Below are 25,099 nucleotides of genomic sequence, written 5' to 3'. Positions count from 1 at the left end.
GATCACCTGCCCCGCCCAACACCTGTAGAAGATTTCTCGACTACGCAGCCTTTTGCTGCTTCGCTCGAAATGACATGTTACACCCGCGCAAGCGGATCAAGCGCCTTCACGCGATACACGCCAACCCGTTTCTCCGCAACGCGCACGTGGTCACTCTCCAGCATCAAGCATTCCTCAACGCGCCCCGCGTCGGGACACGGCTCACTTCCCCAATGCGCGGCGAGCAACAAGTGTTGTGGATTATTCCTGTCTATCCAAATAGCAGCGCTTTCAAAACCCGTCTCGTGACTCAACCGGCCGACTCCCGACCGCAGATGCTCGAGCACCGCATCCGAGGACTCACCTGCGTACACGTCATACGCAACCAAGTAATTCCCGCTCCGAGTAACACTTACTTCCTCTACAGGGAATTGCCAGACGACTTCAAAAGAATGCGGACTGCCCAATTTCGGCAACAAGTCGGACTTCGCCCCGCCTAGAAAGCGCGAGACGTTATCCCAAGACTTCCAAAATGTAACAAGCACAAACCTATCACCGCGACCTTCTTCAGCGCCGGCTACCGCCTTAATCAAGCCGCCCGAGCTGTCCATTTGGTGACAAAGATGTTGTAGCCTATCGAAGCAATTCTCCGCCTGTCTGCCTTCTACATTCCATAGAACTGCTTCCATATACAGAGTCTCCTCGGCTGCCTAAATCCAGCATAGCCGATTTAACCTTGCCCGTCGGGACTAATTTGCATGACCTGAAACGGCAATGTGCCACACTCTTCGCCTTCCAGCGTCAGGACGACGTTGTACATTCCTTCTTCATTAAATGTAAGACCGCTGAATGCGCTGATAATCTTGTGCGTCATAAATCTATTAGGCAGTGGCTCAACTTTCGCCACCGGTGACGACGTAATGATGTTGTTCTGCCTGTCGACTATCTTAAATTGATACGTAAATTCCTGGTGCGAGCCTGTTAGTTGCGCAAAGGCATATATCAATGGAATCGTTGCCGGAAATCCCTGCACTGGAATGCCATTGTGAATGTTTATGCAAGAAATGTGATCGCGCCGCAAAACATCCTGCAGTACACGCTCACAAAGGATGATGCCAATAACTTGTTGTTTCGCCAATTTGTGCCGACCTTTGTCATCAATACAAGCACAAATTATAATTGATTCGAGCCGCGAGGATTTGACGTGTCACAACCCGAAGAAATGAGCGCCCTGACCTTGGCATTCTTCCTTTTCATCCTAATGTTGATTGCCCTGATAATCGGCTTTTGGGTTGACAGTACATACCAACTCAGACTGCATCAATAGATGAACAAACGCTGGATAGCCCTGATTATCATTTTGACTGCACTGGCATTAGTGCCTGTTGTCAATTTGTTTCAAATCCTGTTTGTGCCACCAAAAGTCACCGATGTTTTATTGGTCAAACCATATGTGCAGATCGGCAACAACCAAGATCACAAATCAGCCGTAATCCTCTGGCAAACAACAGACGTAAATAGAAATTGGTCTCTTCAATATTCACAAAATGACAAATGGACAACAAGCGACGCCATTGTCTACAAATACGCAAGACCAGAGCTGCTCGCTCCATCACGATTGTACGCGGCAGACATCACAGGTTTGACACCAGGTCAGCCTTTTAAATACCGCCTCTACGACGATCAGGAACTTCGCTTTGAGGGCGAATCAAAAACCCCGGAAGACAACAGCACCAATTATCACTTTGCGGTTTTTGGCGATGGCGGCTACGGCAGTGCCGCGCAAAGGAAAGTCGCCTATCAGACATATTTGAGCAAACCGGAATTCATCGTCATCACAGGCGATATCACTTACAAGCACGGACGCCTATCTGAATACCGGACAAATTTTTACCCTGCATACAACAACGACGTAGCCTCTCCTGAAACAGGCGCTCCGCTAATGCGCTCAGTGCCGATTATTCCCGCACCCGGCAACCACGATGTCGATTTGGCCCATTCAACTTATGCGAGAAATCTAGATTTCTTTCCGGACGGACTTGCGTACTTCGCAGTCTGGGACTTGCCTTTGAATGGACCAATAAAACTTCAAGGGAATCCAAATACCCCAATTCTCATTGGATCAGCAGAAAGAAAACGTGTCTTTCTTGCTGAAACAGGATCCAAATATCCAGTAATGGCCAATTATTCTTTCGATTGGGGCAACTCTCACTGGCTAATTCTCGACGCAAACAATTACATGGACTGGGCAAATCCAAGACTGCGCAAATGGGTAGAACAAGATCTCAAGGCCGCAAGCAAAGCAACATGGAAGTTTGTCGCATTTCACCAACCACCGTTTAATTCCGATAGAAAACACTTTTACGATCAGCGTATTCGCTTGCTATGCGATCTCTTCGAGAAATACGGCGTGGACGTAGCCTTTGGCGGACACGTTCACAACTATCAGCGAACTTATCCTCTACGTTTCAAGTTGTCCAAGAATCTCACCAATGTTTTCCCCAATCCTTTTAACGGCACCGTCACAGGCGATGCATTGTGCGATAAACAATTTCAAGACAACAATCCAAAAGTGACAGCCAAACCAAATGGTGTGGTCTATCTCATCACTGGCGGCGGCGGTGCCAATCTAACCGGCAATCCAATCGCCGCGCACCCGGAGCGCTGGCAAAACTTCACCAAAGTCTTCGTCGCCAACACCCACTCGTTTACCAACTGCGAAGTAAATGGCCGCCATCTAATAGTGAAACAGATCTCAGAAGATGGTGTTGAACTCGATCGTTTTCAGATCAACAAATAGCTCATACAACAGCATTTTCAAGGCGTAGCGCAATTGCGTGAACACATTACGCTAAAACTTAGCTCTTTTTCTTGCCTTTAATACTAGATTTTATGTAAGTTGGTCTTTGATAAGCACTAGCTATTTAAATTAAAGCAAAACCGAACAACCCCGCAAATACCAACACCCATTAGGGCTCCAATGATTTTCCTGCGCAGATTACTGCAGGCATTGGGGCTCTCGCTTTTTACCGGAGGAATCCCTATGACCGAAAAACCCAACGACCAAGACGCACAGTCTCAAGAAAATTCCTGTGCCGCAGAGATTCTCGACATTCCCCAAGATGTGGGAGAGCCCTGCTTTTATTGCGCCGATGAACATCCGCAACAACAAGCAGTCAACCAACCAAAGAAGCGCGACTCAAAGAAGCCCAAAACGAAAAAGCCGGTTGAGCTTCCTCCACAGAAAAAAGGAAATTGGTTTAGCCAATTGAGCTTTCCATGGAAACTGCTTGCCGTCATCTGTGGGCTAGCTTCTGTGTTTGGACTAGGTCACTACTTCACCGACCTGCCAAAACCATCTCCAGCAGCCTGTGCGCACCAAATCGTGGCACCAAACGACGGAGCAATAACAGTCGCTCAAGCCGACAGCTCCGGCAAATTCACAAGGCGCACGACGTATCAATACGAAGTAGTCAGCGGCGTGAAACAACTCGTCTCCGCCAAAACCTACACCAACGAAGGCAAACCAACCGCCACGCTCACGTTCACACGCGACGCATCCGGCGATTCCTGCCTTATACAACTTGCCATCTACGACGTAGACGGCAAAGTATCCCAACTCTACTCCGACACGAAGCTGCCCGACTCACAACTACTGATCGACAACTTCGATCTCTGGGTGCAGTTCGGTCAACTCAACTAACTCCATTTTCACCTCAAGGAATCAACCATGCCAAAAAGCTCTAAGAAAAAGAAATCGGTCCCCAACTGGACCTGGTATGGCTATGAAATCCATGGCAATCACCAGATCGACACCAAGACGATACTTCGCAATCTGCCAAAGCGCCGCTTCGGCAGGCGTATCGACAGCACCATGAAGTCCGTCGTTGAAGAAGCCGGCAATAAGCTCCAGGAAAAATACACGCTGCCCTTTTCCGGCGGCGTGCTTTTCCGCTTCATCGGACAGGACAACAAATTCACCGCCATAGGCGTAATCGACGTAGTCGAAAAAGGCGACGAACATCGTTGCACCTACCGCGCAATCAATGATCGAGAAATCACTCTTGCAAACGAGGAAATCCTCGAGCTGCAACAACAGTTGTACACACGAATCTTCAACCTATTCGAAGAAGGCGTTGCCGTTAGAGAAAACTACGACCAAAACTTCCTGGATATTCCTGACGATCCCGAATGTCACAAACTCTGCGTACAACTCGCCGAGCTTGTTCCGTCATTCAAACAAAACATCCTAGAAGTCATCGAGTTCCACCCCGACGAAGACATGCGATCAACCGCGGCCAATCTCCTTTGTTGGACCAAGTCCGACCTCGAAGGCACAATTGCCCAAGTACACCACCTCCTGGACGACCCATCGTCATCCGTGCGCAACAACATAAGCCGCTTCATGTTGCCTTACGTTGCCCGCATCTACGGCGCCTACATCAAGCACCCCTTGATCAAAAACCTACTCAAGCAATTAGATCGCCCCTCTCACTACGACCGCAACAAAGCAATTTACTGCTTGCTCTCCATCGCCAAAGCCTCCGCCTTCCTGGACCGCCAATACATCAAATCCCACGGCGAAAAACTCATCCGAAAAATCGCCGAAACCAGCCTGATGCCCAACGTCCAAGAACCAGCGGAGCAGTTGCTCGCGCTGTTCAACGCCAACTCCTAACGTCATTCTGAGCTTCTTTGTTTTGTCATTCCGACCAAGCTGCGCGCTGTAAGCGCAGCGCATGGAGGAATCTGCCGCGACTCACCGAAGTTCAAGTCGTAAGACAAGGTCCAACTAAACACGCACCCCCCTGAGGACTGCCTTCCGGCAGTCCTTACACAAAGGGCGCATGCAATGCGCCCCTACCTTCTCATGCTTTACCAACCTCTCCGCACTCCCCAAAAGCGAGGTCCCTCATGCTTCAAAAAATCGCCTACCTAATCCTGGGCTCCGTCGTCGCATTCTCCTTGTTCGCCCTCATCGCAGCCACCTGCAACTTCTCACCCACTCCCGCGCCGACACTCCAACAAGGCCCGACCCAATTCTACGCCCACTTCCGTTCCACAAATAACAGCCTGGTGCACGTCATCACAACCGACACCACCAACACCTGGAAGCTCGCACCTTTCCTCACCGAATCTACCCGCCCAACTTCAGAAACCGCCAAGTCGGAAAAAGCCGTCGCTGCTATCAACGGCGGCTACTTCAACCTGAAAGACGGCAAGAGCACGAGTTACGTAATCGTAGACGGCGAAGTCGTCGGCGATCCCACCAAGAACGAAGCTCTCGTCAACAACCCCAAACTTCAACCCCATCTAGACAAGATCTTCAACCGCAGCGAATTCCGCATCCTCAAGGACTCGCGCGGCGAAACCAAATTCGCCATCACCTCCCACGATGCTGAACTCGCCGAAGGCGATCAACTAGTCCACTCACTACAAGCCGGACCACAGCTCCTGCCGACAGTGACAGACGAAGAAGAAGCCTTCGTGCGACAAGATCCTGACGACGGACACACAGTCGACTCCATCGGCTCCCGCCGCAACGCAGCTCGCACTGCTATCGGCATCCGCCCGGATGGAACCGTCATCTTCGTAGCAGTAGCTGGACAACCCCAAGACTCATCATCACCCGGCATGACTCTCCGCGAACTTGCCAACGTGATGAAACAACTTGGCTGCGTCCAAGCCCTCAACTTCGATGGTGGCACATCGACCACGATGTTCGTGCATCCCATCGGCGACTCCTACGGCGTAACAGCTTGCGGAAAAAAGCCGGAAACCCACGTTAAGTCGGTTCTTCTGCTCCTGCGGAAGGACTAATGTTATCTCTCATCCTGACTGTAGGGGCGCATTGCATGCGCCCTTGCCTCAGGTTGACAAAAGAAAAAATTTTACCCCCTGCTACGACTCTCTATAGCATGTCCGCGGAGTTTCTCGATGTCTTTCACTATCCCCGTCACCAGCGCGTCAACGAGCTTCTTCCCTTTCTTCGCCGTCGCAAGTGTCGCGTCACCCCAGACGCCCGTCGGCGAATACGTCCCTTGTCCACCTTCAATGCGCGTAAGGCGGCCCTTCCCCGACGTATCGTAGTCCTTCACAGCTTTAGTCATATCAACGCAAGTCGGATCAATAAACAACATCATCGACGTCTCAATCTCGTCCGCATGCGTTCCACCTTCCTGCTGCCCCACCTTATCCACGACAGGTGCAAGAATCTTCCCAAGATCCGTATACTCCAACGCAATACCATCAAGCGAAAGTATCTGCGCCGCCAACGCCAATGGCTTCATCGTCGACACACCAGTGTTCAAAACATAAAAACGCTTCGGTCCAAATCGAGCCAAACTATTGCAAATATCAACAATACAATCCCGCGCGGTTTCTTCCAACAAACAAACCGACCCTGGATATTCAATAAACGCCGGGTAATAGTGATATCCAACCGTCGCCGTAAAAACAGCCGGCGTATCCGAAACAATGCGATTCTTCAAATACTCCGCCATCACATAGTCGTTGTTTAGCCGCAGATGCGGTCCATGTTCTTTTAATGCCGCCCCCAGCGGAATCACAACAACGGTGTCCGGCGTCAGCACAACCTCGGCTTCCTGCCAGGTAAGTTGCTCCAACAAGACGCCTTTAATCGGGCTGCTACTGGTCGCAACCGTATCGGCTAGTTTCTTAAGAATCTTGCGCGTCATGTTTTTTCCTAGGCAAGTCTTACCCCGTAACAATGCGCCTCAGACGTCATGTTTCTGGGAATTACAGAAAAGAGAGAAACCACTATGTTTAACAAAGACCAAATCGCCGCCATTGTGGTGGATGTGCAAAACGCATTTATGCCGACAGGCAGCCTTCCTGTGCCTGACGGCGACCAAATTGTTCCGATAATCAATTCCATCTTGCCGCTTTTTGGGACGGTAGTTTTCACAAAAGACTGGCACCCGGAAAATCACATTAGCTTCGCCGACAATCATCGCGGCGCCAAGCCTTACGTGGAAGTCTTCGCCTGTGGCGTGCAACAGATACTCTGGCCAAAACACGCCATCATAGGCACCCTGGATGCGGAGTTGCATTCAGACTTAAACACAAAGACCGCCGACCTTGTTATTCTTAAGGGACAAGACCCTGAATTAGACAGCCTGTCCGCCTTCCAAGACGACATCGGCCGCACGCAAACGGAGTTAGCCGGCTTCTTAACTGACCGCCGAATAAAAGCAGTGTTCGTCATGGGTCTGGCTTTAGACGTCTGCGTCAAGTACACGGCGCTTGATTCCGTGAAGCTTCTGCGCATTCCGACCTACGTCGTGACAGATGCCACGAAACCAGCGAGACCGGAGAAGCGCGAGGCTACACTTAAGGAGCTTGAGGAGCTGGGAGTGAAACTTGTGAATTCGCATCAACTGCGGGCGTTCATCAACGTGGACTAGTTTTTCATTTCAAGCATTTTACTATTACATCTAGTATAACCACCACAAAAACAAAAATCGCCGGAAAGTACTGCCCCGTGTTCCCATCGCGGCAGTACTTTCCAAAGCAAAAATCTATTGCGGGTCAACGATCTCCGTCTTTCCACCACCAAAGATAACAACCGACGGTTGCTTATCGCTCGGTACAATGTGAATCTCTTTCTTATTGCCCTTCCATACCTCAACGGTCTTCATCGGAGGCGGATCTGCAATCATGTCCATGTCGTCGTCGTGGATCATGCTCGAATGAAAATCGAAATCATGATCATGATTTCGATGGCCGTATTCCCACCGACGCTCATCCATAAACCATTTCGCCCAGGGGCATGCAATCAAAGTTTGACCACCATCCTTCACGGACGGTTTAGCCAATGCGGCATTCGGCGCGACAGTAAGTCCCACCATCAACGCCAAAGTAGCGAGTGCGATTTTTCCTTTCATACTCTGTCTCCAAATTTGCTAACGAATAGGTAAGACACCGACGCTAGCCGGTATCAAGCCAGCGGGCCAGCAGAAACGCCTTCGTTTCAATGTCATCAACAAAGTTCGTTTCGTAAGTAGTTACAACATCTGCTGTGTCTTCCGCTTCTTCCATGCCAATCTCCTTTTGTGTTGCAAGAAAAGAACAGGGCTTCCGTTTCCGAAAGCCCCGCACATTTCACGAGGGAGACTAGGCTTTAGTGGCAATCGCTGTCGCAATTTGCCGAGCGATAAACCTTGGACCATACGTGAGCATTAGTCACAAGAGCTACCACGGCAGCAACAGCAGCCAGGAAAGGAGCAGCGCTGGCAGCAGAGCTAGCAGCAAGACCGATGCCGAACGTTGCAGCGAGAGCAGCAATGGTGTTCAGCGGCTTGGCAAATACGGTACCGATAATCGTTCTCAGATCAGCGATAGACGAAATGGCCTTAATGCCTCTGCTCAAGCGGTCGCTTTGGTTTTCTGCCTTGGGCAGAGTTTCCTCAGAAGCCGCGTAGTGAACTAGCGCCAATTGGCTATAGATAAAGCCAATCAAAGCACCTGGTATTCCAGCCAACGCGCCACCTGCAACCATCATGCCGAGCGTCAAGGTCGACTTGATTGCGATAGCAATCGTGCCGTCAGTCAGGAACTTCAGCAAGTTCTTGAGATTGAATTGCGGCAAACTGGCTTGGTCGCTGGTCGCTTGCTTGCGCATGATGCCGAGACTAAAGCCGGCAAGCACAGCAGCAACAGCGGCGCCAAGAATGTCGCCAGCTACTCCGCTAAATTGCGAAGATGCGGCAACAAGCAAGGAGATCATCGCAATGCTAAACAATCCCTTGACGTTGAACATAGAGCGCACAAGTACGCTCGCGAAGTTTTGGACAGCCTTAAAAGCGTTCATGATTCCGTTCATTGTTTTCTCCAAAGAAAAACAAATGGGCTAAATATGTCCATCAACAACACAGCAATGCAACACCACCGGCAAACACAAAAAAGCACATGTTCATCAGACATGGAACATGCTCGCTTCAATTAGTTTCTAATTCGGGTTTATGCTTGGTGCAGTGAGGTTTTCTTGGTGTGCAATTGATATTTAGACAAGTAACTTAGCTTATGAAATTTCGACTACCAAAGACAACTTGTACTTAGCGCGTGCAGTAGCGCACTCGTGAAAAACAGAACCCGCGCCGGCCGATGCGCCAGCCTGGTTTCCATGGGGGCTTCACGATTTATTAACAGACTCTAGCGCAAGCTGGCCGAGCCGCGCGCGAAGTAAACGACGCCAATAAGCGCGATAAACTATGGCAATGAGCAAAACCATCTTGGTGTATTCACCTAAGTACAACACCGATCTTTCAATTTTCGGTGTGTCAAAGCCTTTTGCCCTTGACAGGGGTCAAATGGTTTTAGATCAACTAGAAAAAGATCGTGACAAGTCCGTCGCGCGTGTTGAACCGGATCTCATCTCTGTTGAAGATCTCGAACTTGTGCACACCAGAAAGTATTTAGAGACACTCAAGGATTCAGAAGTTTGGAAGCAAATTTTCGAACTCCGTCACAAAGAGTTTTTCGCCAGCCCCAAGAATTTGCCACTGAGCGATCTTTTCGACGATATTCGCCTTAAATGCGGCGGCACACTTCTTGCCGCTGAACTTGCGCTGAAACATGGACTGGCAGCAAACCTGGGTGGCGGCTATCATCATGCATTTCCCGATAAGGGCCGTGGCTTTTGCGTTTTAAACGACATTGCTGTTTCAATTCGTTCGCTGCAAAAACGCAGGCTCGTCAAAAATGTGTTGATTGTCGATCTTGATTTCCACCAGGGCGACGGCACTGCATTGATTTTCAAAAACGATCCGACCGTGTTTACTTTGTCGGTGCATTCAGAAGAAGGTTGGCCGGAAGAAAAACAACAAAGCACGCTTGATGTTGGTCTCTACGAAAATCAAATGAAAGACTATCAGCAGCATGTGGAAAACGCCGTCGACAAAGCGTTGAGCATGTTCACGCCCGACCTCGTTATTTACATCGGCGGTAGCGATCCATACGAGAAGGATGTTTTGGCGGGAACCAAATTCATGCAACTAACGCTCGATGAAATGAACAAGCGCGACAAGTACGTAATAGACAAATTTGCTGATAAACAAATTCCATTAGCTATGGTTTTTGCCGGCGGCTACGGTCCACACGTCTGGGAAGTCCACTACTTCGCCGTGAAACACATGCTTAATCGAGCTGGTTGCTGATATTCTTAACTGTGTTTCATTTTCTATATATAATGGATTCTAGACCTTTAGTTGCAACAGCAAATAAAAACTAGAAAGCCAAATAAGTGAACACGGCAGTCAACGCTTACAAGCCTGCCCTGGGGATAACATCCCTCCCGGCAGGAAAAACAATTGCCCGACCATTTTTAAAATGGGCCGGCGGAAAATCACAATTGCTTGCATCTTACGAACAATATTTTCCAAAAGCGTTTAACTCATATTTTGAACCATTTATTGGCGGCGGTGCTGTCTTCTTTCACTTGCAGCCAGGAAAGGCCACAATTTCGGATTTGAATCCTGAACTTACGAATTGCTACCAGGTGATTCGTGACGACGTAGAATCGGTGATCAGAGCCCTCCATAAACACACTAACAATTATGATCACTACTATAAGGTTCGGGATTTAAATCCGGACAAATTAACAGCAGCGCAGCGTGCAGCGCGCATGATCTTTTTAAACAGAACTTGCTTCAACGGCTTGTACCGTGTCAACAGCAGCGGCAAATTCAATGTGCCTTTCGGCAAATATAAAAACCCGCGCATTTGCGATGCGGACAATTTACGCGCCACAAGCAAATTGCTCAAACAAGTAAATGTAATCTGCGCTCCATTTGAAACGGCGCTGAAAACCGCCAAAAAAGGCGATTTCATTTATTTAGATCCGCCGTATCAACCAGTAAGCACAACCGCATATTTCACGAGTTACACAAAAGGCTCCTTCCGCGAAGAAGACCAAGAACGCCTGGCCGAAGTATTCACCAAATTGTCCAAACGCGGCTGCCTGCTTATGTTGAGCAATTCCGACAACGATTTCATCCGCGACTTATACTCCGACTTCCGCCAAGAAACAGTCCTAGCCAACCGGGCCATCAACTGCAAAGGCAACCGCCGCGGCCCCGTTAAAGAACTCCTTGTGCTTAACTACTGAGTCCACCCTTAGCATCCGGTGCTATGATGGAAATAGTCACAAGGAGTTCTTTCGTTTTAGTTTTTAGCGCGTTCCCTTCTTGTCCTGAAAGACACCGCCCTGATTTGTGTTTGCCACAACTGGGCTCCTACAGATACCTGTTGGCTCTGGTGGCTTTGGTGGGGCAACCGGTATGTCTACACGACCAAGATCGGGACGCGCTTAATTTTTAAACCTTCTTTACTATTGGCGCTAGTAGACAACGACAAAAAAAAGAGGGGTGAATTCCTCCACCCCTCTCGTTCTTACTCCTTATCCTCGCAGCGCTCGCGCTTCTTCGCTTCGCGGCTTCTTTTCACTGCGACGTCGTGAAGCAGCGGCTCTACCTGTTGCAGATGCTCCAGCGCCTTGCGTCCGGTTTCATTCTTCTCAACCAAGCGTCTGTGCGCAAGAACCGCTGCGGCGGCGACGTCGGTCACAAGAATGCTACCCGTTGGCACATCATCCATCGTCAACTCACCGATCATGATTTTGACCAGCACATCGACTCTGTCTTGAGATTCGCGCGTGTAGTTCATCAGCTGTCTCATCGAGCGTCCATTGAGTGACTGCAGCTTGGTCGACATAATGGCTTTCACCACAAAGCGACCAGCCGCTTCCAAATCAACACACGGAATGTCGATGTTCGGGAATGCGCCCTCTGCATCAAACCAGGTGGCGAACTTCGGCAGTTCATCCAATTCCGTCGCTTGATCAGTCAGTTTGCCGTACTTCTTAGCTTCTTTCTTGAAACCAAGATTTTCCAGCGCAAACCGCACGATCTTCGCTCTAATGTATGGAGGCAAGTGAGCTTCCATCTCGATGCGACCTTCTTCGTCGGCGGTGTAGATTGTTTCATTCGGGAATTTGTTATCCCGACCGTAGCGTCTAAGAATTGGTCCATAGAGCGCCTTGAAAGTCACAATCATACAGTCGAGGAATGCTGGACCAGTCAGCAAAATGCCGCCGGAAATATCGGCGTTCATTTCATTGAGCGTGTCGGCAAACACCTTGCGCAGAACGGTTATCGTCTTCACTTTCTGCTCGCCCACCATGATGTGCGGAGTGGAGAGTTTCAGACGACCTCTTTCGCCTTCTGCCTTTTTGGAGGCGGTCACGAGTGCTCTGTCGACAACGTCAAGCAACTCTTGTTCCAGAGACGGGCCGCCATCCTTGCCCTGAATGTCTGCAAAAATGTCATGCATAAATTCGTGAGCGAAGATAACTTTGACAAACGCCGTGATCTTTTCCATGTTGAATGGAATGTTCACTGCGTGCGCCGCATCCGCTCCGCTAGGACCACGAGCCTGAATGGCTTGCGCAGGAAGAGTCGACGGACCATCAGCTTCAAAGCGGCATTTGAACTTGCCGCCCACGGTCATCGTGGCCAGCAAGTTGCGACATGTATCGCCGCACTTACCACATTCCTTGCTGATGAACTGATCAAAGCAACCATCGATGAATTCATCGATTGAAGCTCTTTCCTTGACGAAGAAACGATTGCGATCTTGCGAGAAGATATCAGCCCATACCCACATTACGTAGTGAATGAGCATCAACTCTTGGTCAATCGCTTGTGCCGCAACTTCGATGAGCATTTCTTCCGGCAGTTGAGGATACATGCCTTCCAGCATGAGCAACAAGCCGGGAAGAACTTCTCGATAGAGTTCTTCGGCAGTTCGTCTCTGCAGCTCCAAGCTAAGCGCAGCAGGCTGCAATTTGCCCATGCGCTTGAAGTCCTCAATTGGCTCTTTGTCCAATTCGAGAATTGCATTCTTGAGGACTTCATTGGTACCGGCTTCTTCAAGACACTTTTTCAGCTGTTCTTGATTGCTGCCAATCTTAGCGACATACTGAAACTCACCTTTCGGATAAGCAAATCTTCGCGCCAACGCAGGCTCAAGTTTGCCATCGGCCAGCTTGGACTCAACTCCGCGCGCTTGTTCAAAAAGCGTAGCGCCGAGTTCTTCCTCGTTGGAACGACGAGCGGATTTCATTCCATCCGTGTGAACACTCGAAGGGGTTGGATTCGGCTCACTGACGTTGCCGCCGGCGATTGCTTCGATGATGGCAATCTGCTGATCAACTTCTTCCATCCAGCTGAACAAACGACGCTTGGCTGCTGCTTTCAAAGCATGTGGTGTCGGATACGGGAAGTTTTCTTCACCTGTACCAGGAACCTGAATCAAGTTCTGTCCTGATCTGCGAGCATCCGCTCCCAGTCTGCCGTAGCCTGGAAAAACCTCACGAATTTCTTGATAGATATCGAGAGCCTTCTGGCGTTCCATCTTCAGCGCAACCGGCACTTTGCCTTTCGCCTTTTTCAGCTTGATTGCCGGGCCGCGAGCGCTTTTCTTTTCTCGGGCACGTCTTTCCAGATCAACTTTGATGATTCCGGTCAGATTCTGGCGCCACTCTTTGCTGGGTTGTTCGCTCGAACCGCCTTGTGCCTTGAGTTGGCCATTAAGTGCCAACAACAGGGGGTTATTAGAAATTGTGTTTCTGTTGGTCATGTTTGGTTACCTTGCAAAGAAAAAAGCCCGACCGGAAAAATCCAGTCGGGCTTGAGGGGGAAACTCTTCTATTTAGTTGTGATTACTTGTAGCGTCTAAGAATTTCTGTCTCTTCAACGCCGTCTATTTCTTTGAAGTGTCCGTCGATGACGTAGTCGGCAAGTTTTCTCATTGCCGCAATGTCACTGTCGGATATCCGCTTGCCTGTGAGCTTTCTCGTCAGGTCGCGGCAAAGTACGTCTGCGGCAGCCATCTTCACACCGTCATATGGAGTTTGATTGGCGTACTGGCAAGTGACGTATATGACGATCAAATCTTGAATCCGCTGCGACAGTTCAACCATTCTCACTTGTCTATCAGCGAGCTTGAGTTGATGTTTGACCATGATCAAACTAAGCTCCAGTGCAGCTTTGCTCAATTGGTCGTTGGCAAATTGAGCGTGCTTAACCAAACGCTTGTCCATATTTTTGGCTCGCTCTGGCAACTTGAACAGCTGTCCCAAAAACCAGAAGCTGTAATTGAAAATCTCGCGACGCAGCTTAAACACGTGCACAGGATTTATTGGATTGAATGTCTTCAGTCGGCAAATTTCCAGGCGTTTAGCAATAGGCGCCATAAACGACAAACCATGCTCCTTTACCAGCCCTTTGAAGAAAGCCATGCACAACATTTCGCCCTCACCCTCGTAAATACAGGGCGCAAGAAAGTCGTGCAGGTTATCGCCAAATTCGTGACCAACAAGGAAAGATCTGCCGCCGTGAGTCTTCATCACATATTCAATTGCGACTTCCTTCTGTGCTTCGCTGCCAAAGATCTTGGCAATGATGCACTCGAGTTCGCCTCGATATCCTTCGTCCAACAGTGTTGAACACCAGGTTTCAAGCGCATCGCAACCAATTATCAAAGCAGCCGTGCGAGCAATTCTTCTCTTGACCAACTCGCGTGTTTCGATGGCAGCGCCATATGTTTCACGATATTTCGCCCAGGGCATGATGCTCTTCAACATCTTGCGCAATACGCCTGATGCATTTGCGCACAGAGCAACACGCCCTCTGTTCAATCCGTGATACGCAATGGTAAGGCCATCGCCGTGCGGCGGGACAAGAAGATTTTCTTTCGGCACAGGGAAGTTCCTGAAACGCAGACCGTTGTTGTGGGCGCGCCTCAAGGCATGCAATCCGTAATGAACAACTTCGAAATTCTCGTTGTGTTCATTGGGCAACTCGACAATCAAAACAGCCGGCTTGCCGTCGACAAGACAGACAACGCCTATTGTTCGTCCCGGCAGTGCGTTTGTAATAAACAGCTTTTCGCCGGTGAGCAAATAATTGTCGCCATCTAAAACGGCTGTCGTCTTAATTGCTGTCAGGTCTGAACCTGCGCCGGGCTCGGTCAAAGCAAAACCGGAAAGCGCTTCGCCGCTAGCCAGCTTTGTCAAAAATCTTTGCTTCTGTTCTTCGTTGCCAAATGTGCGCACTGGGTCTACTGCGCCGATGCAACCATGAACAGAGGACATTCCGGCAAGTGTGGGCTCGCCGTATGCGGACATCCGCTTGAGATAATCCATAAATTCGCGAACACTCAGTCCTTGTCCGCCAAACTCTTTGTCGATTAACAAGCCCCAATAGCCGGCTTTGCCAAGCTCGTCGATTAGGCTATCGCTGAGTTTGTCTTGCTCGTTATAAAGAGCACCGCGCTGTTTGTAATTCTGCACAGTGACAATCGAGCGACTAAATGCCTCGTTGATGTACTTGTTTTCTACGGGAGTGGAATTAAACTTACTGCCTTTTATCCGACGCCAAACCGCCCTATGAACCGGGCTGTTGGCAGTGCGATATTGTTCGGCAAAAAACTTTTCTACGTCGTCGTCTGCGCGATCGACGGCACCTGTGCGTTTGGCTTCCTCTTCGGATTTCCCGCCAATCCGCAACATATCTTCTGCAAGACTCTTTTCGTTGTTATCAACCATTGTCTTCTCCTTTGCGTCATTCTGAGCAAAGCGAAGAATCTCACGGCTTTAACACGTGAGATTCTTCGCAAAAGGGCGCATGCAATGCGCCCCTACGCTCACAATGACTGCATCACGGCACTATAATCTGCACGTTACCCGGCAGAATCAAGCCAACTTCGTTGGCGCCTTCGCGCAGATGCGGATAGAGACTCGGTTCTGCGCTTTGGCAAACGCTGCCGATAGCCTCAATGCCCTGCTGGAAGTTGTGCGAGCTCTTGATTCTTTGGTGTCCGTTGTACCAGACACGTGCATACTTGGTGATGTCGCCACCGCCACGTCTGCACCAGCGAGCAAACGCTCCGTAGAAGATTGTGGCATTCCAGTGCACGCCGCCTCTATCGGATTCACCGTTGTAGATTTCCTTCATGTGGCGAGTTTGGTGAGACTTGCCGATGACGGGATCCTTGTACTCGTACTCGCCGATTTCCAGGAATGGATCGCGCAAGCAGTAGCCCTGAATCTGAGGCATGAAGATGCCTTTACCGATTTGGAAACCACCAACCTCCTTCGTGGCGCCATGTTCAATGGTCCAGTTGTTGGAAACAAGCGTTACCACTGCCGAGATAAAGTCGCCGAATGCTTCCATTCGTCCGCCTTGCTCGCCGTAGTAGTCGTTGTTCCATGAGGGAAGTGTCATGTTTTCAAAGCCGTGGCCCATTTCGTGAGCTACAACGCTTAGCAGGATGAAGGTCTTGAAGATCTTCTTGCTGGCGTTACCGCAAACAAACATGTAGCCATTCCAGAACGCGTTGTCATATTCACACTTGCGTTTGTCGCCGGTGTTTGAGTAGTGTCCTGAGGCTTTGATTCTCATGCCCTTGCCGTCAAGGGAGTTTTTGCCGAAGACATCCAGAAAGACTTTGCGCACTTGTCCGGAAAACTTGAACAAGGAGTCCAGGTCTTCATCGGCCTTGGTTGGCGTTTTAGTCTCGCTGCAGTATTCCTTTCCAGGCAAGTCGGAGTCGCAAACTGCATCGTAGATAAATCTCTCGCCGGTGCCATTGCCCTTTTCTTGGCTAGGCGCACGACCGGTCAGAATCACGAATTGCAGTCCGGCGATAACGCCGTCGATGAAGCCCAACTCACTTGGTTTATAAACGCGCTTGTAGAACTTCATGCCAAGTTCCATTTCTTTGCGCATTGCCTCAGCCTGTTCATAGGCCGCCAGAGTTTGCGAATCGACTTTGCCGATGAACTTGTCTAGGGCAAGCGAGAAGCGACTCTTGCGACGCTTGAATGGTTGCTGAAGCATTTCAAATGTTTGAGCGTACTCAGTTTCCTTGTCCGCTGTGAGCAAGTCGGCGAATGCTGGGTTCTCCGGGGAGCTGTAGGTCAAGGTGTTGAGCATGAACTCAGGTATAAATCCGTTCAGATAGTTGCTCATAGTTAGCCTCCTGGCTCACGCACGTTGGTGAGCTAAGTAAGTGGAGATAAAGAAAAAGCCGGAGCACTAAGAGCACCGTTGTTCGGTGCGCTACGTGTTCCGGCTTACGTTGTGCTAGCTTCTGCCAGCGTGCGATTTTCCGTCAGCTACGAACCAGGCTCAAACTGGAGTCTTGGTCGCGCCATCGTCTTGAATGGTCAAATGCTTTGAATGACTGTTTGGGTTAGGTGGGGTTACTTCAATAAGAACTACAAATAGAATTTGAAACTAAATCGCATTTTCCACCCTACTAAATAGAAACTCTTTACTTCAATTGAAATTCCAATTATCTAGAAGTAAAAAGGTTCGCGATAACTCACGCTAGCACCACATTATGAGAGTGGTATCATTCTTGATCTCTCTTGGCTTTTTCGTGTTTCTTTTCCGTTTTTTCGCAACGAGCAAATTGCAGTTTTCTAGGCCCACCTTACGGCCCAGGAATTTTCCCACCGATAGAGAGCTTTTTCTGCTTGAAACCCAAAAATGGGCCATTTTCGCGATTTTTTGGAGAGCCACTCAAAGCCTCAAACTGGCTTCGCTACTGGCCTAGCTGGCCTATCTTGGCAGCCTAGGGGTAAAAAAATTCGGGACCGACGGGACTCGAACCCGCGACCTCCTGCGTGACAGGCAGGCGCTCTAACCAGCTGAGCTACGATCCCAGAATAGATTCTGAGCAGGGGAGGAAGTATATCACATGACTATTTAGTCTTTGACTGAACCGGCATCAACAAGTAACGGTAGTTTTCATCGTTGTCACCTTTGAAGATTAGCGGCTTCAAAGATCCGGTCATTTCCAAACGCACTTCGGCGCTTGTCAGTTTCTGCAAAACTTCCACTACATAGCGAACGTTAACAGCGACATCCAAAGCTTCGCCTTCATAACGCATCGGCACTTCGTCTTGTGCGCGTCCAACATCAGGTGTGTTGGAAGACACTTTCAAAGTCTCGCCATCAAAGTGCAAGTTGATCAGGTGTGTGCGCTCATCAGACATAACAGCAACGCGCTCTACAACCGACATCAAGGCTTCGCGCTCGAAGTGGGCTAGGTGAGTGTAGTTAGCCGGGAAAAGCTCCTGATAGCGCGGGTACTCGCCGCCAATTAGGCGTGTGCTCAGGTAATGCGAATCCGTTTCGAAAGTGATTTGCCCGCTCAGCATCGCGATGCGCACTTCCGGTGATTCCTTAACGTCGAGTAATTTTGTCAGTTCAGCACAAGCTCTGGCTGGAACAATTGCCTTCAAGGTGACTGGACGATCCATCGTGGCAGTTGTCGATGTAACACCGCCTTCAGCTTCTTTCTCGCTTTCTCTGCGAGCGGCCGGACTTGAGACATTGAGTGTGTCTTTTCTATGCGCGAGTCTGGATGCGTCAGTTGCTGTGGCTTCAAAAGAACCATCGGAAAGCAACAAGTAGACACCGCCTAAAATGCTGGCAGCGTCATAACCGGCAGCAGCAAAGGCAGTTTGAGCAATCGCTCTTTTCAAAACTTCGGACGGCATAACAAGCCCGTCTGATGAGCGTGAATCAAGCACTTTTGGAAAATCTTCTGCAGCCAAACCGGAGATGTTGAACTTTGAACGCTGGCAGGTGACAGCTGTCTCATGTTCGGGCGTGACTTGAATTGTGACCAGGTCATTGGGCAACTTTGCTACAACTTCCAGAAGTTTCTTGCCCGGCAAAGTAACGGCGCCTGGCTTATAGACAACAGCGGGGCACTTGGTCTGAATAGCTAAATCCAGGTCTGTTGCGGTAAAGCGCAATGTCACATCATCGATTGATTCGATAAGAACATTGCTTAAAATCGGCTGAACAACACGAGTGGCGATTGCGCTGCTGACGTCCTTCAGCGCTTTAACCAATGCGTCCTTCTGGATAGCAAAATGCATAGCTATATCCTCGGCAAGAACTCTATGCCTGAAAGGTTACTCCTTTGGGAAGCTAATTTCAAGGCAGGGTGCCTTCTTTGGTGAAACGGTTCTGGACGAGGTTACTAGATCTCTATAAATAGGAGTAAGAGGGGAAGCCGATTTCTGTAGATAACCGATGGACGACAAGCCAGTATTGGATCACCCCTGTAGAAAAACAGTTGGCCAAGAGATCGATCTGCCAATCTTGTCTTCTTTGGCAAAATCCTCGGCCGACAAGAAGCTGACAGTCAAAACACAGGTTTTCTACAAGTTTTCGACAAGCACTCAAAGGCTCAACTGGTGCCTGATTTGCTTGATGTCTTGTGACAGGGCGGCATCTTTCGAAGATTCTTCTTTTATGCGCTTGTGCGCATATAGAGCAGATGTATGTTTGCGATTACTGAAAGCTTCGCCGATCCTTGGAAAGCTCATGTCGAGAAGTTCATGCGCGAGGTACATGGCGATATGTCTTGGTAGAGCAAGGTGTTGTGATCTGTTTGTTGAACGCAATTCACTTACTTCAAGGCGATAGTGCGATGCGGTTGCCTCAAGTATTTGATCGAGAGTAATAATTTTCTTGGACTTTGGCGGACCGGATGGCTCAAGTACTTGTCCGGCCATGCCGATGTTTATCGGTGCACCGGTCATGCGCGAATAAGCGGTAATGCGCAGCAGTGCTCCTTCTAATTCACGAATATTTGTTGTGTAGGAGCTGGCAATAAACTCAAGCACATCAGCAGGTACAGCCAGTTTTTCCAGCTGTGCTTTCTTGCTCAAGATGGCCAAGCGCGTTTCTAAATCCGGAGTTTGAATATCAGCAATTAGACCCCATTCAAAGCGGCTCTTCAAGCGGTCTTCAAGACGAGCAAGCGCTTTAGGCGGTCTGTCACAAGAAAGAACAATTTGCTTGTCGTTGTCTTTCAACGCATTGAAAGTATGGAAAAACTCTTCTTGCGTCGCTTCTTTGCCTTCTATGAATTGAATATCATCTATAAGCAAGACATCAATCTGTCGATAACGTTTGCGAAATTCTTTCATTCTGTCGTCGCGAATGTAACTGATGAGTTCGTTTGTAAAAGTCTCGCAACTCAAATAGCGCACGACCAATTGCGGGTTGGATCTCAGCAATTGATTGCCGATTGCTTGCATGATGTGCGTTTTTCCAAGACCAACTCCCCCGTATATGAAAAGCGGGTTATATGACTGACCTGGTCTTTCGGCAACAGAAAGTGCTGCAGAATGTAGAAAGCGATTGTGGGATCCGATAACAAAACTATCGAATGTGTACTTAGCTGAAAGATTTGACGAAGTTACACGCGCGTTAAATTGCGGTTGCGCCGGAACGATGAAATCAGCCGGTGGAGCGGCTTTCAGCGCAGGCGCAGAGCTGGATGCAGACAGCGAAGCAATAGAACCATTATAAGAATCTTGCTCGAGGCTTGGATCAATAACAACCTTGAGTGCAACTTTTTTGCCGACTATTTCAGCAATGGCGTTCACGATTATTTCGATGTATCCAGAGCAGACAAAAGTTTTTGTGCCGTCATTTGGAACGCCCAAGATAGCTTCATCTTCGGTTAAGTCCTGAAGCTGTGCCACATCTACGCCCATCTTGAATGACGGGTGACTGAGCTTTTGAGCAAGAGATTTCTTGGCCAATTCCCAGATCTCAGGCGCTGATAGTTGGACTTTCCCGCTCAAACTTTATGTTTTCCTTAATCAAAAGGCATTTGACGGCAACTCGATCAGATAACAGAGTAAGCCTTTAAACTAAGGCTGTGTCTCGGAAATATTTAACCGAGTCCTTATAGGACTGCCAAGAACAATGTTGCCTGAGATGATAGCATAAGTGACTAACTTGTAGATCACTAATATATTTAAGCAATAGCTCTGCCAGTATTTGGCAACTAGTACAAAGGACACTGTAATGAAAAGAACTCTCAGAGGCTCAAAAACCAAAGCCAAAAAAGATAGCGGCTTCCTGAAGCGCATGACCACCAAAGCAGGCAAAAAGGTACTCAAAGCGCGCCGCGCCAAAGGCCGCTACAAACTCTCCGTCTAGGTTTTTGTGCTGCCGGAAGAAGAGCGGTTGCGGCGAGCAAGCTTGTTTAAGCGTGCCTATGCAGCAAGAAAATTCGTAGCTTCTCCGGCAGTGACGTTGTATGTCTTGCCTCGGCAAGAACGCAGCCACGAAAGATTGCCGTTTGCCGGTTTTGTAGTTAGCAAAAAAGTTCACAGCAAAGCAACAGAACGCAACAGATCAAAACGTAGGGTGCGTGAAGCATACAGAAGAGTACGGCTGGAGAAACAAAGTCTCAAGCAATGGTACGCAGTAGTCTGGCTGATCAACGAACAAGCAGTAAGTGCCGGCTTCGATGAACTCGTTAAAACAATGAGTGAAGCAGTTGATAAAGCAGACAAGTCCTTCGGTAAAACGAAACGATGAAAGAACTATTTTTGCTGGCAATTCGTTTTTATCAAGCAACGCGCTTGATGAGACTGCCGGCGTGTCGCTTTTATCCGAGTTGTTCTGATTACGCCAAGCAAAGTATCGAAATGCACGGCGTCCTCAAAGGCGCAACGCTAGCCGTATTTAGACTCTTGCGCTGCCAGCCTTTTTGTAAAGGCGGCACAGACTTTCCGCCGACACGTACCGTTGGCGTAGGGGCGCATTGCATGCGCCCGTTCAATGTGACCGCACACAAGTTGTTGACCGAAACAGTGGGGAATCCATAGTGGATATTACATACTCATTCATGTTGCCTGTCTTGGAGGAAATTGCCAAATTCTGCCATAGCTATGGCTGGGCAATTGTCTTTCTGACGATTCTAGTGCGCATTCTTGTTTATCCGCTTGTTGCAAGCTCGACTCGCTCAATGCAGCGCATGTCGCAATTGCAGCCGCAATTGAAAATAATTCAGGACCGCTATAAAAACGACCCGGAAAAGTTCCAGAAGAAAGCCGCAGAGTTCTACCAAAAGAATCAAATTAACCCAGTTGGTGGTTGTTTGCCAACATTGGTACAACTTCCAATTCTCTTTGCGCTCTTTGCAGCATTCACCGGACCGCCGTTTGGTGACAAAGCAATCCCAGTAAAAATTCACGTTGTCTCGCAGCAAGATGCAGCACAAGTAAAAAAAGCGGAAGTCTCCGGCGGCAATAGCGCTTATGTTAGTCGGGAAGGCAACCTGGCTAAAGTAATTGTTTTCCCGGGCGACTCAACGGTAGTTGCCGGTGATCAAATAGTATTCGGCACAAGAGCCGTTGATGGTACTTTGCCTAACGACTTCAAGGTCGAATGGAAAATTACAGGCGATGCTCACGGAGCAACTGTCAACAGTGACGGTACGGCAGTATTTCCGCAAACAGGCGATGTGACTGTTGAAGCAATGGTTCCAGGCATTGCCAAATCCGAAAGCTTTGGTTTCATCAGCAGTCTGGGCAAAGTCGCCAAAGGACTGGATCTATTGAAGCCGGCTAACTGGGATAACCTATTCTTGATTTTGATGTTCGGAGCCACCATGTACCTCTCGCAGAAGTTGATGGTGCAACCGCAACCGGCAAATGCTGATCCCGAACAAGTAATGATTCAAAAGCAAACACAAAGAACAATGCCTATTGCATTGACCGGTATGTTCTTCTTTATACCGCTGCCCTCAGGCGTGTTTCTTTACATGGTCATATCCAACATCATTCAGAGTTTGCAGACATGGCTCATCATGCGCAAGCCTGCTCCTGCGATAGTAGATGTCTTGTCCGACGGCCCGCCGGCGAAGTCGTCCGAGAACATGGAAGGCACTGTCATTGATGTCATCGAGACCAATGGCGAAACCGGAGAAGGCAAGAAGAAGAGCAAAAAGAAAAAGTCACCGAAGAAAGAAGGTGGCTAAAGCCAGCTCTAACCAAGTAAACTAAGCAAACCTGATAAGGAAATTTAGTGATGTCAGAAGTTGCCCAAGAAAACCCCAAAGAACATCTAGAGAAAATACTTTCGATATTGGAAATCCAGGCTACAGTCAGCGAAAAGCCTGTCGACGAATCAACAACCTGCTACCACATTGATTGTCAGGATACAGACGCCAAACTCTTAATCGGCCGCAAGGGACAGGCGCTGGAAGCTCTGCAATTCTTGCTCCGTCAAATGTGTCGCACGGGCGCGGCAGAAGAAGCTCATATCATTATTGATGTAATGGACTATCGCTCAAGACGTGAACAATCAATTGTCGATCGCGCCAAGCGCGGAGCCGTTGCAGTCTTGAACGGCGAATACGAAGAATACGAATTACAGCCGATGAGCGCATTTGAAAGACGCCTCGTCCACAACTATTTGCAAGAACACTTCCCCGATCTCGCCTCGCACAGCCGCGGCATGGGTCCAAACAGACACATCGTCATCAGCTACTCCGGCGAACCCGCCGAAGGCGAAGTCCGCGAACAACCAGTAGAAGAAGACGACTTCCACGCCGATGAGTCGGAAGCCGAATTAAACGGGGAAGAATAATTCTCCCGCTTTTGTCAAACGGAACCACTGTCCCTTTGCCCTATGTTCTCTGTACGCGCATTGCATGCGCCCTTAATCACACCAATCAAGACACTTCGCGCGTCCTAATCGGCCGTTCACGTAGTCGGTGAATCCCAAATATTCCGCCTTCAGTTGCTTCCGTCCAATTGGCCCTCTAAACGGCAAAACCAACGCATGACGAAGTAAATGTCCTGCAATGGAAAGTTGCGCCGGCCACCTCGAAGTACCCGTCAAATACCTTCTGAAGAACAACAACCGATTTCTAGTGTAATAATACGCGCGCCAAAAGCGCCGTTTGCCTTCGGTAGACGCTCCGCCAACGTGCTCAACTTTCGCTGCTGGTACAAGTAGACATTTCCAATTCGCTAGGCGAATACGGTGGCACAGATCAGTATCTTCGAAATAGAGAAAGTAGTCTTCATCAAAAAGCCCTGACTCAGCCAAAGCAGATGCACGCAAAAGCAAATTGCTTCCTGATAACCACTCACAGTCAACAACGGTTGCACCATTCGGCACGTCAGGACGCAAATATGTTTTTGCTTTTTTAAAGTCAATTTCGCCGCGCCCGGAAGCGGCGAAAGTCTCACCGGCGCCTGTTAACACCATGCCGCTCAACGCGCCTGCTTTATGATTCTTCTCTCCGGCATCGAGAAGCAACTCCAGGCTGTCCATTCCAACCTTTGTATCGTTGTTCAAAAGCCAGATCCATTCAGCGCCTTTGTCCAAGCAATATTTGATACCGGCGTTACACCCTCCGGCAAAGCCTTGGTTTTCCGGCAAGCGTAAAAGTTCAACTTCCGGATATTGGCGACTGATAGTCTGACCGTCGTCCGTTTCTGAGCCATTGTCGACTACAAGGATGCGAAAATCCCGGAAAGTCAGCGCCCGTAATGAATTCAGGCACGCCAGGGTATGCTGCAGCTCCTGCCAATGAAGGATCAGGACATAAAGTTTGCCGGTTTTGTTGATAGACATTTCGTGATTTCTAATCTAGGTCCAAGACAACTTCGGGTTGATAGTATAGATTGGTATTACTTAGTGCCCGTCTGGAGATTGTCTCATGGCAGAGTCTGATATTCCAACCAGTCGTCCGGGGGACGATAGCAACCCGGCTTCAAGAAGACGGGGGCACCTAAACAACTTCTTTGAAGCAATCAAGTTTATCAATGATGCTTCGGTAACCGAGTCGGTTCGCCAAAGATTTTCAGACTACGTATCAATTGGACTCGTTGTGCTTTGTGTATTGAGCTTGGTAGCCGCAGTTGCACTACCTGTTGCCGCTGGTCTCAAACTATTGCCGCTTTTATGTACGGTTGCTGCCGTTATTTTCTACATGGTCAATCGCATGGGCATTATCGTGAGCATGACTGCGCGCCAGGCTCTCATTGTCTGGCAAATTCTTATTGCATCATTCTGGCTCGGTGTAACAAGCTCGATGCTCGTGATGATGTCTTGCATCTATTTCTTAGGACAAGGCGCTGGTCATTAACATCCGCCACTTTGTCATTCAGAGCACCCCATTTTTGTCATCTTGTACGGTAATAAATAACGTCAAGTCAAATAGGGGCTTGACGTTGAATGAAAATCGGGCTATTCCT

Annotated in this window: 24 protein-coding genes and 1 tRNA gene; 13 read left to right on the top strand and 12 right to left on the bottom strand. The window is 49.0% G+C overall.

Going from position 1 to position 25,099, the window contains the following annotated elements; genetic code table 11:
- Positions 1–77: 77 nt before the first annotated feature.
- Positions 78–668 (bottom strand): hypothetical protein, encoded by a 591-nt coding sequence (locus tag K2Y22_06780; GenBank protein ID MBX9878149.1) that lies wholly within the window; start codon positions 666–668, stop codon positions 78–80.
- A 41-nt stretch (positions 669–709) separates the two neighbouring features.
- Positions 710–1,117: a hypothetical protein gene (locus tag K2Y22_06775; GenBank protein ID MBX9878148.1), complete on the bottom strand. Its 408-nt coding sequence runs from the start codon at positions 1,115–1,117 to the stop codon at positions 710–712.
- A gap of 189 nt (positions 1,118–1,306) precedes the next feature.
- Here K2Y22_06775 and K2Y22_06770 point away from each other — a divergent pair, with 189 nt between their 5' ends.
- The 4 genes from K2Y22_06770 to K2Y22_06755 all read left to right on the top strand — a co-directional run bounded on the left by K2Y22_06770 (position 1,307) and on the right by K2Y22_06755 (position 5,799).
- The gene (locus K2Y22_06770) at positions 1,307–2,779 is read left to right on the top strand and encodes a metallophosphoesterase (protein MBX9878147.1); all 1,473 of its coding nucleotides are present in this window, start codon (positions 1,307–1,309) and stop codon (positions 2,777–2,779) included.
- A 243-nt stretch (positions 2,780–3,022) separates the two neighbouring features.
- Positions 3,023–3,682 (top strand): hypothetical protein, encoded by a 660-nt coding sequence (locus K2Y22_06765; protein ID MBX9878146.1) that lies wholly within the window; start codon positions 3,023–3,025, stop codon positions 3,680–3,682.
- 27 nt (positions 3,683–3,709) lie between these two features.
- Positions 3,710–4,657, top strand: a complete 948-nt coding sequence (locus K2Y22_06760) for a hypothetical protein (GenBank protein ID MBX9878145.1) — start codon at positions 3,710–3,712, stop codon at positions 4,655–4,657.
- Between the two features lie 398 nt (positions 4,658–5,055).
- Positions 5,056–5,799, top strand: a complete 744-nt coding sequence (locus tag K2Y22_06755; GenBank protein ID MBX9878144.1) for a phosphodiester glycosidase family protein — start codon at positions 5,056–5,058, stop codon at positions 5,797–5,799.
- A 71-nt stretch (positions 5,800–5,870) separates the two neighbouring features.
- Here the strand turns inward: K2Y22_06755 and K2Y22_06750 are convergent, their stop codons facing one another.
- Positions 5,871–6,677 (bottom strand): creatininase family protein, encoded by an 807-nt coding sequence (locus tag K2Y22_06750; GenBank protein MBX9878143.1) that lies wholly within the window; start codon positions 6,675–6,677, stop codon positions 5,871–5,873.
- Between the two features lie 84 nt (positions 6,678–6,761).
- Between K2Y22_06750 and K2Y22_06745 the strand changes: the two genes are divergently transcribed.
- Positions 6,762–7,406: a nicotinamidase gene (locus K2Y22_06745; GenBank protein MBX9878142.1), complete on the top strand. Its 645-nt coding sequence runs from the start codon at positions 6,762–6,764 to the stop codon at positions 7,404–7,406.
- Positions 7,407–7,520: 114 nt separating this feature from the next.
- Here the strand turns inward: K2Y22_06745 and K2Y22_06740 are convergent, their stop codons facing one another.
- Together K2Y22_06740 and K2Y22_06735 are read right to left on the bottom strand one after the other, a co-directional pair.
- The gene (locus tag K2Y22_06740) at positions 7,521–7,886 is read right to left on the bottom strand and encodes a hypothetical protein (GenBank protein MBX9878141.1); all 366 of its coding nucleotides are present in this window, start codon (positions 7,884–7,886) and stop codon (positions 7,521–7,523) included.
- A gap of 236 nt (positions 7,887–8,122) precedes the next feature.
- Positions 8,123–8,824, bottom strand: a complete 702-nt coding sequence (locus K2Y22_06735; GenBank protein ID MBX9878140.1) for a hypothetical protein — start codon at positions 8,822–8,824, stop codon at positions 8,123–8,125.
- A 487-nt stretch (positions 8,825–9,311) separates the two neighbouring features.
- On the opposite strand from K2Y22_06735, the gene K2Y22_06730 reads away from it, so the two are divergent.
- Together K2Y22_06730 and K2Y22_06725 are read left to right on the top strand one after the other, a co-directional pair.
- On the top strand, positions 9,312–10,157 hold the full coding sequence (locus K2Y22_06730; GenBank protein MBX9878139.1) for a histone deacetylase: 846 nt from the start codon (positions 9,312–9,314) through the stop codon (positions 10,155–10,157).
- An 86-nt stretch (positions 10,158–10,243) separates the two neighbouring features.
- Entirely contained in the window at positions 10,244–11,107 is an 864-nt protein-coding gene (locus K2Y22_06725) for a DNA adenine methylase (protein ID MBX9878138.1), read from the top strand.
- Positions 11,108–11,391: 284 nt separating this feature from the next.
- Here K2Y22_06725 and K2Y22_06720 read toward each other — a convergent pair whose 3' ends face one another.
- The 6 genes from K2Y22_06720 to dnaA form a co-directional block, all read right to left on the bottom strand.
- Positions 11,392–13,638: a hypothetical protein gene (locus K2Y22_06720; GenBank protein ID MBX9878137.1), complete on the bottom strand. Its 2,247-nt coding sequence runs from the start codon at positions 13,636–13,638 to the stop codon at positions 11,392–11,394.
- Between the two features lie 82 nt (positions 13,639–13,720).
- On the bottom strand, positions 13,721–15,607 hold the full coding sequence (locus K2Y22_06715; protein ID MBX9878136.1) for an acyl-CoA/acyl-ACP dehydrogenase: 1,887 nt from the start codon (positions 15,605–15,607) through the stop codon (positions 13,721–13,723).
- 112 nt (positions 15,608–15,719) lie between these two features.
- Positions 15,720–17,033 carry a M4 family metallopeptidase gene (locus tag K2Y22_06710; protein MBX9878135.1) on the bottom strand — a complete coding sequence of 438 codons (1,314 nt, stop codon included), beginning with the start codon at positions 17,031–17,033 and terminating at the stop codon, positions 15,720–15,722.
- A gap of 624 nt (positions 17,034–17,657) precedes the next feature.
- A tRNA-Asp gene (locus tag K2Y22_06705) sits at positions 17,658–17,731 on the bottom strand.
- Between the two features lie 39 nt (positions 17,732–17,770).
- Entirely contained in the window at positions 17,771–18,958 is a 1,188-nt protein-coding gene (gene dnaN, locus K2Y22_06700; protein MBX9878134.1) for a DNA polymerase III subunit beta, read from the bottom strand.
- Between the two features lie 306 nt (positions 18,959–19,264).
- Entirely contained in the window at positions 19,265–20,680 is a 1,416-nt protein-coding gene (gene dnaA, locus K2Y22_06695) for a chromosomal replication initiator protein DnaA (GenBank protein MBX9878133.1), read from the bottom strand.
- Between the two features lie 226 nt (positions 20,681–20,906).
- Between dnaA and rpmH the strand changes: the two genes are divergently transcribed.
- Genes rpmH through K2Y22_06670 form a run of 5 tightly spaced genes read left to right on the top strand, consistent with a single transcriptional unit; the run spans position 20,907 to position 23,480 of the window.
- A complete protein-coding gene (rpmH, locus tag K2Y22_06690; GenBank protein MBX9878132.1) occupies positions 20,907–21,041 on the top strand; it encodes a 50S ribosomal protein L34 in 135 nt (44 codons plus the stop codon).
- A 42-nt stretch (positions 21,042–21,083) separates the two neighbouring features.
- Complete coding sequence (rnpA, locus tag K2Y22_06685) at positions 21,084–21,425, top strand: ribonuclease P protein component (protein ID MBX9878131.1); 342 nt, start codon at positions 21,084–21,086, stop codon at positions 21,423–21,425.
- Positions 21,422–21,715 (top strand): membrane protein insertion efficiency factor YidD, encoded by a 294-nt coding sequence (gene yidD, locus K2Y22_06680; GenBank protein ID MBX9878130.1) that lies wholly within the window; start codon positions 21,422–21,424, stop codon positions 21,713–21,715. Before rnpA ends, yidD begins: the two co-directional genes overlap by 4 nt.
- The gene (gene yidC / locus K2Y22_06675; GenBank protein ID MBX9878129.1) at positions 21,715–22,869 is read left to right on the top strand and encodes a membrane protein insertase YidC; all 1,155 of its coding nucleotides are present in this window, start codon (positions 21,715–21,717) and stop codon (positions 22,867–22,869) included. Before yidD ends, yidC begins: the two co-directional genes overlap by 1 nt.
- Positions 22,870–22,919: 50 nt before the next feature.
- Positions 22,920–23,480, top strand: coding sequence for a hypothetical protein (locus K2Y22_06670; protein ID MBX9878128.1), 561 nt, complete (start codon positions 22,920–22,922; stop codon positions 23,478–23,480).
- 72 nt (positions 23,481–23,552) lie between these two features.
- On the opposite strand, the gene K2Y22_06665 is transcribed toward K2Y22_06670, so the two are convergent.
- Complete coding sequence (locus tag K2Y22_06665; GenBank protein MBX9878127.1) at positions 23,553–24,476, bottom strand: glycosyltransferase family 2 protein; 924 nt, start codon at positions 24,474–24,476, stop codon at positions 23,553–23,555.
- Between the two features lie 85 nt (positions 24,477–24,561).
- On the opposite strand from K2Y22_06665, the gene K2Y22_06660 reads away from it, so the two are divergent.
- The gene (locus K2Y22_06660) at positions 24,562–24,990 is read left to right on the top strand and encodes a hypothetical protein (GenBank protein ID MBX9878126.1); all 429 of its coding nucleotides are present in this window, start codon (positions 24,562–24,564) and stop codon (positions 24,988–24,990) included.
- The last annotated feature ends 109 nt before the right edge of the window (positions 24,991–25,099 follow it).

The sequence above is a fragment of the Candidatus Obscuribacterales bacterium genome (assembly GCA_019744775.1).
Classification (GTDB): domain Bacteria; phylum Cyanobacteriota; class Vampirovibrionia; order Obscuribacterales; family Obscuribacteraceae; genus SBAT01.
The sequence above is the reverse complement of the archived record's forward strand: the minus strand, read 5'-3'. Positions and strand labels throughout refer to the sequence as shown.